Origin of the sequence: Plantibacter sp. CFBP 8804, from assembly GCF_014841225.1 — a bacterium.
In the GTDB taxonomy this organism is placed as follows: domain Bacteria; phylum Actinomycetota; class Actinomycetes; order Actinomycetales; family Microbacteriaceae; genus Plantibacter; species Plantibacter auratus.
Genome location: NZ_JACYTU010000003.1, coordinates 231795 through 246951, shown reverse-complemented (window position 1 = coordinate 246951; position 15157 = coordinate 231795). Strand labels below are relative to the sequence as shown.

General features: G+C 70.2%; 11 protein-coding genes. 6 read left to right on the top strand and 5 right to left on the bottom strand.

Going from position 1 to position 15157, the window contains the following annotated elements:
- The first annotated feature begins 16 nt into the window (after window positions 1–16).
- Window positions 17–1339: a cation:dicarboxylate symporter family transporter gene (locus IFU11_RS09235; RefSeq protein WP_086474609.1), complete on the top strand. Its 1323-nt coding sequence runs from the start codon at window positions 17–19 to the stop codon at window positions 1337–1339.
- Window positions 1340–1447: 108 nt separating this feature from the next.
- On the opposite strand, the gene yczE is transcribed toward IFU11_RS09235, so the two are convergent.
- Entirely contained in the window at window positions 1448–2113 is a 666-nt protein-coding gene (gene yczE, locus IFU11_RS09230) for a membrane protein YczE (protein WP_192018754.1), read from the bottom strand.
- Window positions 2114–2176: 63 nt separating this feature from the next.
- Between yczE and yczR the strand changes: the two genes are divergently transcribed.
- Together yczR and IFU11_RS09220 are read left to right on the top strand one after the other, a co-directional pair.
- On the top strand, window positions 2177–3619 hold the full coding sequence (gene yczR, locus IFU11_RS09225; RefSeq protein WP_079001483.1) for a MocR-like transcription factor YczR: 1443 nt from the start codon (window positions 2177–2179) through the stop codon (window positions 3617–3619).
- A 144-nt stretch (window positions 3620–3763) separates the two neighbouring features.
- Window positions 3764–7675, top strand: a complete 3912-nt coding sequence (locus tag IFU11_RS09220; RefSeq protein ID WP_192018753.1) for an efflux RND transporter permease subunit — start codon at window positions 3764–3766, stop codon at window positions 7673–7675.
- Between the two features lie 107 nt (window positions 7676–7782).
- On the opposite strand, the gene hutH is transcribed toward IFU11_RS09220, so the two are convergent.
- Entirely contained in the window at window positions 7783–9399 is a 1617-nt protein-coding gene (gene hutH, locus IFU11_RS09215; protein WP_192018752.1) for a histidine ammonia-lyase, read from the bottom strand.
- 114 nt (window positions 9400–9513) lie between these two features.
- Between hutH and IFU11_RS09210 the strand changes: the two genes are divergently transcribed.
- A complete protein-coding gene (locus IFU11_RS09210) occupies window positions 9514–10269 on the top strand; it encodes an IclR family transcriptional regulator (protein ID WP_191940510.1) in 756 nt (251 codons plus the stop codon).
- A 50-nt stretch (window positions 10270–10319) separates the two neighbouring features.
- On the opposite strand, the gene IFU11_RS09205 is transcribed toward IFU11_RS09210, so the two are convergent.
- Complete coding sequence (locus IFU11_RS09205) at window positions 10320–10802, bottom strand: hypothetical protein (RefSeq protein WP_064294230.1); 483 nt, start codon at window positions 10800–10802, stop codon at window positions 10320–10322.
- Window positions 10803–10901: 99 nt separating this feature from the next.
- Here IFU11_RS09205 and IFU11_RS09200 point away from each other — a divergent pair, with 99 nt between their 5' ends.
- Window positions 10902–11870 (top strand): AraC family transcriptional regulator, encoded by a 969-nt coding sequence (locus IFU11_RS09200; RefSeq protein WP_192018751.1) that lies wholly within the window; start codon window positions 10902–10904, stop codon window positions 11868–11870.
- A gap of 26 nt (window positions 11871–11896) precedes the next feature.
- Here the strand turns inward: IFU11_RS09200 and IFU11_RS09195 are convergent, their stop codons facing one another.
- Window positions 11897–12511, bottom strand: a complete 615-nt coding sequence (locus IFU11_RS09195; protein WP_191940512.1) for an antibiotic biosynthesis monooxygenase — start codon at window positions 12509–12511, stop codon at window positions 11897–11899.
- Window positions 12512–12576: 65 nt separating this feature from the next.
- Here IFU11_RS09195 and IFU11_RS09190 point away from each other — a divergent pair, with 65 nt between their 5' ends.
- Complete coding sequence (locus tag IFU11_RS09190; RefSeq protein ID WP_071262396.1) at window positions 12577–13062, top strand: NUDIX hydrolase; 486 nt, start codon at window positions 12577–12579, stop codon at window positions 13060–13062.
- Window positions 13063–13116: 54 nt separating this feature from the next.
- Here the strand turns inward: IFU11_RS09190 and IFU11_RS09185 are convergent, their stop codons facing one another.
- On the bottom strand, window positions 13117–14973 hold the full coding sequence (locus tag IFU11_RS09185; RefSeq protein ID WP_256430764.1) for a glycoside hydrolase family 15 protein: 1857 nt from the start codon (window positions 14971–14973) through the stop codon (window positions 13117–13119).
- Window positions 14974–15157 lie beyond the last annotated feature (184 nt).

Below are 15157 nucleotides of genomic sequence, written 5' to 3'. Positions count from 1 at the left end.
ACGAAACGGATCCGGAATGGCAATGACGCTCTCCTCCCTGAAACGGCTGGACAAGACCCACTACCTCTACCTCGCGGTGATCGTCGCGGTGCTCGCCGGCATCGTCGTCGGCCTCGCCGCCCCGGAGTTCGCGAAGGGACTCAAACCCATCGGCGACGCCTTCGTGGCGCTGATCAAGATGATGATCGCCCCGGTCATCTTCTGCACCATCGTGATCGGCGTCGGGTCGATCGCGAAGGCCGCGACCGTCGGCAAGGTCGGCGGGCTCGCGCTGCTGTACTTCATCGTGATGTCGACCTTCGCCCTCGCGATCGGCCTCGTCGTCGGCAACCTCATCCAGCCGGGCGCCGGCTTGAACCTCGCCGAGACGAGCTACCAGGTGGAGGGGGAGGCCAAGAGCACGACCGAGTTCATCCTCGGCATCATCCCCACGACGCTCGTGTCCTCGCTGACCGGCGGCAACATCCTGCAGGTCCTCTTCGTCGCCCTGCTCGTCGGCTTCGGCCTGCAGAAGATGGGGACGACGGGCGAACCGATCCTGCGCGGCATCAAGCTCATCCAGGCGCTCGTGTTCCGGGTGCTCGCAATGATCATGTGGATCGCACCCATCGGTGCCTTCGGCGCGATCGCCGCCGTGACCGGGTCCGCCGGTGCGAGCGCGCTCGTCGGGCTCGCCACGCTCATGATCGCGTTCTACATCACCTGCGCGTTGTTCATCGTCGTCGTGCTCGGCGGCGTGCTGCGCCTCGCGACGGGCTTCAACATCTTCAAGCTCATGAAGTACCTCGGCCGTGAGTACCTCCTCATCGTCGGCACCTCCTCCTCCGAGGCGGCGCTGCCGCGACTCATCGCGAAGATGGAGCACCTCGGTGTCTCCAAGCCGGTCGTCGGCATCACCGTCCCGACGGGCTACTCCTTCAACCTCGACGGCACCGCGATCTACCTCACCATGGCGTCGATCTTCATCGCCGACGTCATGGGTGTCCCGATGAACCTCGGGGAGCAGATCTCGCTCCTCGTGTTCATGATCATCGCGTCGAAGGGCGCCGCGGGCGTCACCGGCGCCGGTCTCGCGACCCTCGCCGGCGGCCTGCAGGCCAACCGACCCGACCTCGTCGACGGGGTCGGCCTCATCGTCGGCATCGACCGCTTCATGTCGGAGGCGCGTGCGCTCACGAACTTCACCGGCAACGCGGTCGCCACGATCATCATCGGCACGTGGGTGAAGGAGGTCGACCGGGTGCAGGTCGGCGAGGTCCTCTCCGGTCGCTCGCGGTTCGACGAGGCGACGATGAGCGTCGACGACCACACAGGTGCGGTGGCGGTGGCGAAGCCCTGAGGCATCGGCACGTCGACAGGCTGAGGGACCGGACAACCCGGTCCCTCAGCCTGTCGCTCCCGGACCCTGAGCCTGTCGCTCCCGGACCCTGAGCCTGTCGAAGGGTGCTCAATTGGCCGGGGAGTCGACGATCGGCTTCGACGGCGGGGTGTCGCCCTCGAGCACCGCCTCGTCCACGGCGGGGGTCGAGTGCTCCGTCCGCGGAGCGATCCGGAACAACGGGATCGTGTAGCCGCAGATCGGGCCGATGAGCACGGCGAAGACCACCGTTCCGATGCCGACGTTCCCGCCGAGCAGCCACCCGATGCCGAGGACGACGAGCTCCACGCCCGTGCGCCCGACCCAGATCGGCCACCCGGTGACACGGTGGATGCCGGTCATGAGGCCGTCCCGCGGGCCGGGGCCGAAGTTGCCGCCGATGTAGAGGCCGGAGGCGACGCCGAGGAGGAGCAGTCCGCCGGCGAACAGCAGGATGCGCGCCCAGAGGTCGAGGTCCGCGGGGATGAACGCCAGCCCGATGTCGGCCGATGGCCCCACGAGGAGGACGTTCAGGACGGTGCCGACACCCGGCCGCTGCTTGAGCGGGATCCAGGCGAGGAGCACGAGCCCGCCGACGATGATCGTGATGAGTCCGAAGCTCAGGCCGGTCCGCAGGTTGAGTCCCTGGGTGAGGACGTCCCACGGGGCGACCCCGACGGCACCGCGCACGATCATCGCGATGGCGATGCCGTACAGGAAGAGGCCGATGAGGAGTTGGAGCACACGACGGGTCATGGTGGACAATCCAATTGCACGATTGGCTTTGGCGCTAGAGGCCAATCTGGGTATCGTGGTTCAATGGCTTCCATCACCCTGAGTGCCCGATCGCTCGCCGCCCTGCTCGGGCAGTGGAAGACCGCTGCGCCCGCATACCGCGGTCTCGCCGACCGAATCCGACTCCTCGTCCTCGACGGACGCATCCCGGTCGGTACCCGTCTGCCGGCCGAGCGGGAACTGGCCGATCGGCTCGCGCTGAGCCGCACCACGGTCACCGCGGCGTACCGCGAACTGCGCGAGGCGGGCTACCTCCGCAGCATCCGCGGTTCTGGCAGCGTCACCCTCCTGCCGTCGGCACCCACTGCGCTGGCTCCCGTGCCACAGGGCGGGTTCCTCGACTTCAGCAAGGCCGCCGTCCCGCCGTGCCCCGAGATCATCGACGCCGTGTCCACCGCCGCCGCAGAACTGCCGCGGTACATGCACGACTTCGACTACGACCTGGTCGGCATGCCCGAGCTGCGGCAGGCCATCGCCGACCGCTACACCGCGCGCGGGCTGCCCACCGACCCCGACGAGATCATGGTGACCGTGGGGGCTCAGCACGCGATCGCGCTCATCGCCCGCACCCTGCTCAGCCGAGGTGACCGCGTCCTCGTCGAGATGCCGAGCTATCCCCACGCCTACGAGGCACTCCGGGCGGCCGGGGCCAGGCTCGGCGCGGCGACCGTCTCCTCGGAGACCGGCTGGGACGTCCGCGAACTCGAGCAGTGGTTCGAGCGCACGAGCCCCGCGATGGCGTACCTCATGCCGGACTTCCACAACCCGACCGGGGCGTCGATGCCGCTCGAGACCCGCCGACGGGTCGCCGCAGCCGCCGAGCGGCACGGGACGGTGCTCGTGATCGACGAGACCACGGCGGAACTCGATATCGACCGGCCGACGGACCAGGGGCTCGACGGCACGCCGTTCGCCGCTCTCGAGGGTGCGCCGGCGTCGATCATCACGATCGGTTCGGTGGGCAAGACGATCTGGGGCGGGCTCCGCATCGGGTGGATCCGGGCCGAGCGCGGCACGATCAGGAAGCTCGTCTCGGCACGCTCGCTGGGCGACCTCGGCACGCCGATCCTCGACCAGCTGACCGTCCAGCAGTTGATGCCGGCGATGGACGGCATCGTCGCCCGGCGCGGGGTCGCGCTCGGCGAGACCCGCGACCGGCTCGTCGACCTCCTGGCCGACCGCCTCCCCGAGTGGACCGTGCCGCGGGTCGACGGTGGGATCGCCACCTGGGTGAACCTCGGCGAAGCAGCGTCATCGCAGCTCTCGCTCGCGGCGCGGAGTCACGGGCTCGTGATCGTCGCGGGGCCGCGGTTCGGCATCGACGGTGCGTTCGAGCGCTACCTGCGCATCCCGATCAGCTATCCGTGGGCCCAGACGGAGCAGGCGGTCGAGCTGCTGACGCAGACGTGGCACTCCGCGATGTTCGGGCACGTGCCGGCCCTGGACTACCTCGAAGACGTCGTCTGACCTCGTCGCCGACGAGTGTGACACCGCTCCACACGCAGTGCTTGTGCGTGCCGTGTCCAGCCTCCGCGCGAGACCGCCGTCGGACGGGTGTGCGGTGACATAATTACAGCGTCCGCACCTCTCGCAACAACCGAAAGCGGCTCCGTGCACCTGCTCTCCGTCCTCAGCATGAAGAACCGCGCGTTGATCGCGCTCGTCACCATCGTGGCAGCCGTGTTCGGCGTCCTGGCGGTGGGCGGCCTCAAGCAGGAGCTCATCCCGTCGGTCCAGTTCCCGCAGCTCGCGATCATCACGAGCTACCCGGGTGCGGCACCCGAGGTCGTCAACGACGACGTCTCGACCCCGATCGAGACCGCGATCCAGGGCGTGCCCGGTATCGAGTCCACCTCGGCGACGTCGAGCACGAACTCGAGCCTCATCAGCGCGACCTTCACCTACGGCACGGACCTCGCGACCGCCGAGCAGAAGATCACCCAGGCGATCAACCGCATCAAATCGACCCTGCCCGACACCGTCGACCCGCAGGTGGTCAGCGGCAGCATCGACGACCTCCCGGTCATCCAGATCGCCGTGTCCGGTGCGGCCGACCAGGACTCCCTGGCCGAGGTGCTCTCGAGCTCCGTGGTCCCCGACATCAAGGACGTCGACGGCGTCCGCGACGCGGCGATCGTCGGCGAGGTGGGCAAGCGGGTCACGATCACCCCCGACGACGCCAAACTGGCCCTCGCGGGGCAGACCAGCCGGGTCATCGGGACGACGCTCCAGCAGAACGGCTCCCTGCAGCCCGCGGGCGACATCACCGAAGGCGACAAGACGTTCTCCGTGCAGACGGGCACGAAGCTCACCTCGGTCGACGACATCGCCGCCCTGCCGATCACCGGCGCCTTCGCCGCCGACGGCTCCGTCCTGACCATCGGCGACGTCGCGACGGTCGCCCTGAGCGACGACCCGATCACGTCGATCTCGCGCGTCGACGGCGAGCCGGCGCTCACCATCGCCGTCACGAAACTGCCCGCGGCGAACACCGTCGAGGTGTCACAGGGCGTGCGCGACATCCTCCCCGAGCTCGAGCGCACCATCGGGTCCGACGCCAAGCTCACCGTCGTCTTCGATCAGGCGCCCTACATCGAGCAGTCCATCGAGGCCCTGACGACGGAGGGGCTGCTCGGCCTCGTCTTCGCGGTGCTGATCATCCTCGTGTTCCTCCTCGACGTCCGGGCCACGCTGGTCACGGCGATCTCCATCCCGACCTCGGTGCTCATCACCTTCATCGGCCTCCAGGTCGCCGAGTACTCACTCAACATCCTCACGCTGGGCGCGCTGACGATCGCCATCGGGCGCGTGGTCGACGACTCGATCGTCGTCATCGAGAACATCAAGCGGCATCTCTCGTTCGGCGACAACCGCACCGGTGCGCAGCGTGCCGGGTCGATCCTGAGCGCCGTCCAGGAGGTCGCGGGCGCGATCACCGCCTCGACCATCACCACGGTGGCCGTGTTCCTGCCCATCGCGTTCGTCGGCGACGTCACCGGAGAACTCTTCCGACCCTTCGCCCTCACCGTCACGATCGCGCTGCTCGCGTCGCTCCTCGTCGCGCTCACCATCGTCCCCGTGCTCGCCTACTGGTTCCTCCGCGCCCCGAAGGCCCAGCGGCTCGCAGCTGCAGCCGCAGCGGAGGAAGCGCCGTCCGACGCGACGACCGGACCGGTCCGGAGCCGCCGCGAGCGCCGGGTCAGCGTGCAGGACGAAGACGACCTCGAGAAGCCGTCACGGCTCCAGAAGGCGTACCTCCCGATCATCCACTGGACTCTTAAGCATTCGGTCACCACGCTGCTGCTGTCGGTGCTCGTGCTCGTCGGCACCTTTGCGCTCACGCCGTTCATGAAGACCAACTTCCTCGGTGACTCCGGCCAGAACACCCTCACGGTCACGCAGACCCTGCCGGTCGGCACGAGCCTCGACGCTCAGGACGCGGCGGCGAAGCAGGTCGAGACGAAGCTGCGCGACATCGACGGCATCGACACCGTCCAGCTCTCGATCGGGTCGAGCGGAAGCTCCTTGCGCGACGCGTTCTCGGGCGGCGGTGGCGGAGCCATCACCTACTCGATCACGACGAGCGAAGACGCCGACCAGACGGCACTCCAGAAGACGGTCCGCAAGGACCTGTCCGGGCTCGACGACGTCGGCGAGATCGAGGTCGCCGCGTCCGCGGGCTTCGGCGGGTCGAGCGACATCGAGATCGACATCACCTCAGCCCGGCAGAGCGATCTCGCGACGGCCGCCGACGCGATCCAGCAGGCCGTCACCGGCCTCGACGGCATCGACCAGGTCACGAGCAACCTCAGCGAATCGCGACCCTACGTCCAGGTGGCCGTCGACCGCGACGCCGCTGCCGCTGCAGGGTTCAGCGAGGTCGCGCTCGGGGCGTACGTCTCGCAGCTCATGCAGCCGACGACGGTGGGCTCCATCGTCATCGACGACACCACGCTCACCATCTACGTCGACGCCCAGGACCCGCCGACCACCGTCGACGCCCTCGCTGCGACGGAGGTCCCGACCGCCACCGGTCCGCGACGCCTCGACGCCCTCGCGACGGTCTCGCAGGTCGACGGACCCGCGACGATCTCGACCGTCAAGGGGCTGCGCTCGGCCACGATCAGCGCGACGCCGGGCAGCGACAACCTCGGTACCGCCAGCGCCGAGGTGCAGACGGCGATCGACGACGTCAAGCTGCCCGCCGGCACCACGGCGACCCTCGGAGGTGTCACGGCATCGCAGAGCGACGCGTTCGGACAGCTGGGCCTCGCGCTCCTCGCGGCGATCCTCATCGTGTACGTCATCATGGTCGCGACGTTCCGTTCGCTGCGGCAGCCGCTCCTGCTGCTCGTGTCGGTGCCGTTCGCCGCGACCGGCGCGATCGGGCTCCAGATCATCACCGGTGTGCCGCTCGGCGTCCCGTCGCTCATCGGCGTGCTGATGCTCATCGGTATCGTCGTGACGAACGCGATCGTGCTGGTCGACCTCGTGAACCAGTACCGGCGACGCGGCATGACGGTCATCGAGGCCGTCGAGCACGGCGCCGCACGCAGGCTTCGCCCGATCCTCATGACGGCGCTCGCGACGATCTTCGCGCTCACCCCCATGGCACTCGGTGTCACCGGGCACGGCGGCTTTATCTCCCAGCCGCTCGCGATCGTCGTCATCGGCGGGCTCGTCTCCTCGACCATCCTGACGCTCGTCGTGCTCCCCACCCTCTACAACCTCGTCGAGGGGTTCCGGGAACGTCGCGAGCAGCGGCGGGCTGCAGCCGAGCCGAAGCCGACGCCGCGCACGGTCGCCGCGATCGAGGGGCCGCGGGCCGCGACGGTCCCCGCTGAGGAGCCGGCCATGGTCGGCGCCGGTGGCGGAAGCGCTGCAACCGCGCCGAGCGCGCCTGACGCATCCGTTCCGTCGGATTCTGTGGACGTGACTCCGGTCGACGTGGCTCCAGATGCCGCCGCTCCCGCTGACGCGGAACCGGCGGAGGAGGCCCCGATCGATTCGGTCCCTGCCGACGCCGATCCTGCCGATGCGGCTCCCACGGACTCGGATGCGGCACCCGAGCCGCAGGTCGCTGCGCCGAGTGAGCCGGCGGTGGATCGACCGATGACGCGGCCCGCCGCGCACGAGGTGCACGAAGCCCACGAGGTGCACGGGGCGCATGTGGCGACGGGCGACGAACTGCCGCGCACCGAGGCGATCACCCTTCCCGACGCGGTCTCCGACGCTCCTGCGGACGAGGTCGCGCATTCCGGCGAGCACGCCGCCCCAGCGGTGCAGCCTGAGCCGGACGGGCAGGCTGATGCGGTCGCTCAGGCTGAGCCGGTCGCCGAGCCTGAGCCGGTCCTGGAGACGGAGCCGGCGCCGGAGTCCGAGCTCCCTGCTGACTCCAGCCCGACGAGCGACACTGCGCCGATGCCTGACGCTGAGCCGAAGCCCGACGCCGATACGGCACCCGGTGCCGAGCCGTCATCGGGCGCTGAACGGCCGAAGCGTCGCCGCGCGCAGTGGCCGTGATCGACCACCTGCCGCTCGCACGCTGAGCTGAGGCTCGAGCCGTTCGACACGAAGCCCTCGGGAACGCCGTCACCGGCGCCCGAGGGCTTCGTCGTGTGACGCCCGATTCAGCGGAGATCGCCGACCGCGCCGATGACCGCCCGCACGATCTCGCCCGACTGCACCAGCGCGGTGACCGCCTCGATCTCGGGGGAGAGGAACCGGTCGGGACCGGGACCCGTGACCTGCTCACGCACCCGGCGGAGCACCGCCCCGGTGCCGACGGCCGGCTCGAGCGGGTTGCGCAGGTCGAGGCCACGGGCTGCCGTCATGACCTCGATCGCCAGCACCCGGCTGAGACCGTCGATCGCCCGACGGAGCTTCCGCGCCGCCGCCCAGCCCATCGAGACGTGGTCCTCCTGCATCGCGGAGGACGGGATCGAGTCGACGGACGCCGGGTGTGCCAGGCGTTTCAGTTCGCTCACGATGCCGGCCGCCGTGTACTGAGCGATCATGAGGCCCGAGTCGACCCCGACCTCGTGCGCGAGGAACGGCGGGAGGCCGTTGCTCCGGCTCCGGTCCAGGAAGCGGTCGGTGCGGCGCTCCGACATGGACGCGACGTCGGCGACGGCGATCGCGAGGAAGTCGAGCACGTAGGCGACCGGGGCACCGTGGAAGTTCCCGTTTGACTCGACCCGCCCGTCCGGCGTGAGGACCGGGTTGTCGACGGCACTCGCGAGCTCCCGCGCGGCGACCATCGCGGCGTGGTCGACCGTGTCCCTGGCGGCACCGTGCACCTGCGGGGCACAGCGCAGTGAGTAGGCGTCCTGCACCCGGGTGCACTCGGGACCCCGGTGGCTGGCGACGATCGGGGAGCCGTCGAGCAGCAACCGCAGGTTCGCGGCGCTCTCGGCCTGACCCGACTGCGGGCGCAGGGCCTGCAGGTCGGCGGCGAACACCGCGTCCGTGCCGAGCAGGCCCTCGACGCTCATCGCCGCGGCGACGTCGGCGGTGCGCAAGAGCATCCGCAGGTCGTTTACGGCGAGCGCCAGCATCCCCAGCATGCCGTCGGTGCCGTTGATGAGCGCGAGTCCCTCCTTCTCGGCGAGTTGGACCGGCTGGAGGCCGGCATCCGCGAGCGCGTCCGCCGCGGGGCGCACGCGACCGGACATGTCGGTCACCTCACCCTCGCCCATCACCGCCAGCGCGCAGTGCGCGAGGGGCGCGAGGTCGCCGGAGCATCCGAGCGACCCGTACTCGCGCACGACCGGGGTGATGTCGGCGTTCAGCATCGCCGCGTAGGCGCGGACCGTCTCCACCCGCACACCGGTGCGGCCCGTCATGAGCGTCGAGAGGCGCAGCGTCATCAGGGACCGCACGACCTCCCGCTCGACGACCTCGCCGCTGCCGGCGGCGTGCGAGCGGACGAGACTCGCCTGCAGCTGCGCGCGGCGCGTCGGCTCGATGAACGTGGTCGCGAGCGCACCGAACCCGGTCGAGATCCCGTAGTGGGGCTCGGGGTCGGAGGCGAGCGCCTCGATGATCCGACGGGATGCGGCGACACCGTCGAGGGCCTCGTCGTCGAGGTCGATCCGTGCGCCGTGTCGGGCGACGGCGACGACCTCGTCGATCGACAGCGGCCCGGCGCCCAGGACGACCGAGGCCGGTTCGGCGGGCTCGGGATGCGGGCGACCGGAGGTCGTCGGGTCGCTAGTGGTCGGGGTCGCGCCGGGCTGGATGTCCATATTCCGATGGAACACCCGGGCGCCCACCGCGGCGGTGCGCGTAGAGTCGTCCGTGTCTGGGATGACAGACATGGACGACCAGGCGGCCGTGTTCGAGCCGCGGAGACGAGGTCAATGGTGAGTCAGGTCCCGGCAGCCGACGCCACCCTGCGCGTGCTGAGCCATCTCGCCGGCGCCCGCGGCCCGCTTCCGGCCGCGGCGATCGCCTCGGCACTCGACCTGCCGAGATCGACGGTCTACCACCTCCTCAGCGTGCTGCAGGAGCACGGCTTCGTGGTCCACCTGCCCGAAGCCCGTCGCTACGGGCTCGGCGTCGCCGCCTTCGAACTCTCCGGTGGATACGCGCGCCAGGAGCCGCTCAGCATGCTCGGGCGCCCGTTGCTCGCCGAGCTGGTCGACCGGGTGGGTGAGAGCGCGCATCTCGCCGTGCTGCACGGCCGGGACGTGCTCTACATCGTGGATGAGCGCGCCCCGCGTCGGCCGCACCTCGTCACCGATGTCGGCGTGCGCCTCCCTGCTCACCTGACCGCCAGCGGCTGCGCGATCCTCGCCGCGCTCCCGGCCGGCCAGCTACGCGCCCTGTTCCCTGACCAGGCGGCGTTCGTCGACCGCACCGGCCACGGGCCGAAGCGGTACCGGGAGCTCCGTCAGGTCCTGGCCCAGACGACCCAGGACGGCTATGCGCGCGAGGCCGGCGGGGTGACGCTCGGTCTCGCGAGTGTCGGGGTGGTCGTCCGCGACCACACGGGGTGGCCGGCGGCGGCGATCGCGGTCACCTACGACGCCGATGCCGGGCTCGATCCGGCGTGGTTGGCCCGCGAGATCCACCCGGCGGCGGCCGAGCTGTCGCGGCGGATCCGGGGTCGCTGAGCGCTCGGCGGAGCGGGCGGGCGGGCGGTGCGGCGGCTCCGGAACCGTGGTCAGGCGACCGAGCGCAGGATGAGCTCGAGCAGGGCGGTCGCGTAAGCGTCGGGCGCCGTCGCGGCGCTGAACCGTCGCAGTTCGCCGCCGAGCTCGACCACGACGGTGTACGCCTCGGCGTCGCCCAACGACAGGAGGACGTCGAGTTCGTCGTCGAGTGTCGGCTCGCCGTCGGTCGGCGCAGCCGGGGACACCGCGCGTTCGAGCGACCGGAACGAGCCGCGCAGCAGGGCACGCAGCTGGTGTTCCGACGGCAGCCAGAGCGTCTCCTCCTGATCGACGGAGTCCAACGCCCACTCGGTCGTGCCGTTGAAGCCGAAACTGCGGCCACCCGGGTGCTCGTGCACCTCGACGGTCATCTCGCTCACCGTGAACACGTCGCCGGCGAGCTCACCGCCGTCGATGGTGAAGCGGTCGCCGGGTTCGGGAGTCCAGCGCAGGCCGGCGGTGCGGAGCGCTCGGGCGAGGTCAGCGGAGATCATCAGTCCAGTATCGCCGACCACTGTGCGATGCGGCTGGCAACCCCTCGATTCGGGCGGAACCCTGTGCGAGGGTGGAGGATCTCTTCGAAGGGTCCGATGATGCCCGCACCTGATGATGGCCTCTCCGGTCGCTTCCCTGCGCGCGGCCGCGTCACCACACGACGGTTCGAGGGTGCGACCGGGATGCACGAGGTGTCGGGCGCGCTCCGATTCGTGGACGTGGACCCCGATCGGTTCTCGATGACCGTCGACTCGGTCATGCTCGGCGAGTACGTCGTCCATCGCAACACCGTCGGCCCCGGGACGTTCGACCTCGTCGCCGACGCCTACGGGCTCGATGAGCCGGTCGCGACGATCGTGATGCTCATCGAGGGCGCCGCCAGCCTGGTCCACGGCCGACAGCAACTCGACCTGCTCCCCGGGACCGGGACGCTCACGGAGGGTGCCGAGACGTACCGGACGACGATCCACGACCACGCGACCTATCTGTACGTGTTCGTTCCGATGCGTGCGCTCCGCCGCCTCGGCATCACCCCGACGAGTGCCCTCGGCCCGCTGGCGCCGTCGCCGCTGCTGCGGGGGAGCGCCGCATTCCTCGTGGAGGTCATCTCCGCGTTCGAACCGATCGGCGGCGCCGCGCAGCTCAGGCTCTGCCGGGTGATCGACACGATGCTCGCGACCCTCTACGCGGAGAACGACCTGTTCCGGGCCGAGGGTGAAGCCGGACGCGTTCCACTCCGGCTCCGGATCATCGAGCACATCGCCGCGTCCTTCGCCGAGCGGGAGTTGCGACCGGAGACGCTGGCGCGTCGCTTCAACATGTCGACGAGGTCTCTGCAACGGGTGTTCGAGGGCTCGGGCACGAGCGCCGCGGGCGAGATCGCCGAGCGGCGGGTGCAGCTCGCGCTCGCCCTCCTCTCGGACCCCGATCACCGGGGCCTGTCGATCGCCGAGGTCGCGACCCGATGCGGCTACCACTCGCAGGCGCACCTCCGTCGAGCGGTCGTCGCGCACACCGGTCTCAGCCCGAGCCAGTTCCGGGAGCAGACGAAGGCGGAGGACGCCTGACGTCGCAGCGTCGTCAGGCCGCCGGATCAGCCTGCGGTGCGCCCGCTTCGTCGCGGAGCCGTCAACCAGGGCCGCAGCAGCCTCGTGACGAGCGGCAGGAGCCAGTAGGTCATGATCGGCGTCAGGACGAGCGTCGAGATGAGCACATGGAGGAACACACCGAGCGGCTCCCAACCGGGCACGAGCGCCGTGACGAGGAGGGTGAAGACGAGGTTGAGCGGGAAGAAGCCCAACCAGATGCTCACCGCCTGCTTCCAGCGCGGCGGCGCGGGCGGGATCGGATCCGGGTCGCCGGAGAGCTCGGCCTCCTCGACGCGGAGGATGCCGTCCGGTGCGTCGAACCACCCTTCGATCCCGCTGCGCCGCTCGACGCGGGACTGCTCCATGAACTCGCGGCCGCTCGACAGCCACCAGGCGCGTTCCTTCGACTCCTCCCAGTCGGTCAGCGTCTGTTCGTCCGCGAAGCGGTACAGCATGTACCAGACGTCGCTCTCGGCACCCGCGCGCACCCAGCCGGAGCCGAGGAAGCCGGGGTACCGGTTCGCCAGGTTGATGCCCGCCTGGACCCAGATGGTGGCCTCGGAGATCGACGCCGGGTTGACGCGTCGCTCGATCGAGACGGTGATGGGATCGTGTTCCATACGCCCAGTAGACCGCACTCGTGTTTCGATCTCGTGTCCCGGTGCCGCCCCCGTAGAGTCGAGGCATGGCGACTCCTGACTTCGTACTGGCCCTCCGCGAGCGGATCGGGCACGCGCCCCTCTGGTTGACGGGGGTGACCGCGGTGGTCCTGCGCGGTCTCGGGACACCCGAGGCCGAGGTCCTGCTCGTCCGGCGCCAGGACAACGGGGCGTGGACGCCGGTCACGGGCATCATCGACCCGGGTGAGGAGCCCGCGGTGGCGGCGGAGCGCGAGGTCCTCGAGGAGGCTGCCGTGGTCGCGGTCGCCGAGCGTCTCGCCCAGGTGCAGGTGCTCCCGCAGAACGTCTACGACAACGGCGACATCACGCAGTACATCGACCTCGTGTTCCGATGCCGCTACGAGTCGGGCGAGCCCTATCCGGCGGACGGCGAGAACTCCGAGGCGCGGTGGTTCCCGCTCGACGCCCTGCCCGAGCAGGTCTCGCAGAACTTCCGTACGCGCATCGCGCTCGCCGCCTCCGACGAGCGCGAGGCCCGCTTCACCCGCTGACGTCCCTCCACCTGCCCGCGAACTGTCACTTGAGGCTCGTTCCGGGGCCTGTGACTAGCGTTTGGTGACAGTTCGCGGGCTGGAGGGGGTGGCTGCGGCGATGGCGTCGGCGGCTCGGACGAGGGTGAGGTGCGAGAGCGCCTGCGGGGTGTTGCCGACCTGCCGCGCCTGCTGCACGTCGTACTCCTCGGACAGCAGGCCCAGGTCGTTGCGGAAGGACAGCAGCCGGTCCATCAGCTCGCGGGCGTCGTCGAGTCGGCCCGAGGCCGCGTACTGCTGCACGAGCCAGAACGAGCACGCGAGGAACGGGTGCTCGTCGCCCGGCAAGCCGTCGACCCCGCTCGTGGTGCGGTAGCGCAGGAGCAGACCGTCCTGGAGGAGGTCCTCCTCGATCGCGGCCACCGTCGCGAGCATGCGCGGGTCGTCGGGCGCCACGTAGCCGATCTGCGCGAGGACGAGCAGCGACGCGTCGACCTCGGTCGTCCCGGCATGCTGGACGTAGCACCCGCGTGCGTGGTCGACGTTCTCGCGCTCGATCGTCTCGCGGAGGGTCTCGCGCAGGGCCTCCCAACGTTCGACGGGCCCGTCCATGCCGTGCTCGCGGACCGCTCGGACGCCGCGGTCGAGCGCCGCCCAGATCATGGCGCGCGAGTGGGTGAAGTGCTGCTCGTCGCCCCGCACCTCCCAGATGCCGCGGTCGGGACGGTTCCAGTGCTCCTCGAGGACGCCGAGCAGCGCGCGCTGGAGGCTCCACGAGAAGTCGTCGTCCGCGAGACCGACCGAGCGCGCCTCGTCGAGGGCGATCATCACGGACCCGAAGACGTCGCCCTGGTATTGCGTGTAGGCGCCGTTGCCGACGCGCACGGGGGCGGCACCGAGGTAGCCGGGGAGGCTGTCGAGCTCCTCCTCCACGAGGTGGCGTTCGCCCGCGAGGCCGTACATGATCTGCAGGTCGTTCGGATCACCGGCGATCGCCCGGAGGAGCCACCTGCGCCAGTCGTGCGCCTCCTCAGTGAAGCCGTGCTGCATGAGGGCTTCGAGGGTCAGCGAGGCGTCGCGCAGCCAGACGTAGCGGTAGTCCCAGTTGCGGACGCCCCCGAACGACTCCGGCAGGCTCGTGGTCGCGGCGGCGACGATACCCCCGGTGTCCTCGTGCGTGAGGGCGCGGAGGACGAGGAGCGACCGCACGACCGACTCCTCGTACTCGTCGGCGGGATCGCAGCGGGACGCCCAGTCGCGCCACCAGGCGATCGTGTGGTCGATGCGCGGGCCGACGTCGACCGGGTCCGGCACCTCGCGGTGCGAGGGGTACCAGGTGAGGGTGAGATCGACGGTCTCGCCCGCGGAGACCTCGACGGTCGCCGAGTGGGCGTGATCGGACGCCGTCAGGTGCACACCGCGGACCACGACGGCGTCGGGGCCGGCGACCGCGACGATCCCGGAGCCGTCCGGGAGCTGCCGCACCCACGGGATCGCGTCGGCGTACCCGAAGCGGAGGCGAACCTCGACGTCGACCGCGACGGTGCCGCTGAGCCCCTCGACCCGGCGGACCACATCCGCCCGGCGGTCGCCGTGGGGCATGAGGTCGGTCACGCGCACCTGGCCGTCGGGGGTCGTCCAGACGGTCTCGAGGACGAAGGTGTCGTCGAGGTAGGCGCGGCTCGCCGTCGCCTGAGCGTCGGCGGGCCGGACCGTCCAACAGCCGTGGTCCTCGGTGCCGAGCAGCGCACCGAACATCGAGGGCGAGTCGAACCGGGGGAGGCACAGCCAGTCGATGCTGCCTTCCGACGACACGAGCGCGGCGGTGTGGCAATCACCGATGAGGGCGTAATCCTCGATGGGGCTGGGCATGCACCCATGCTGCCACGCCGCCGCGCGCCTGCCTGGGAGTGATGCTCCGTGACTTCTCAGGGTGGATCGGGTAACGTAGGTGAGTCGGCTCTAGACACCGCGTTTGTACCGCGGAGGGTTATGTCAGTCTGGTGGGCCGGTTTCGTCGGAGAGCACTCCGCGAACACACACATGATGTGGACGGCCCCGGCCAGTGATCGCCCGGGTATGAGCATGCCGCAGCGCAGCCGAGGTTTCGGATGGC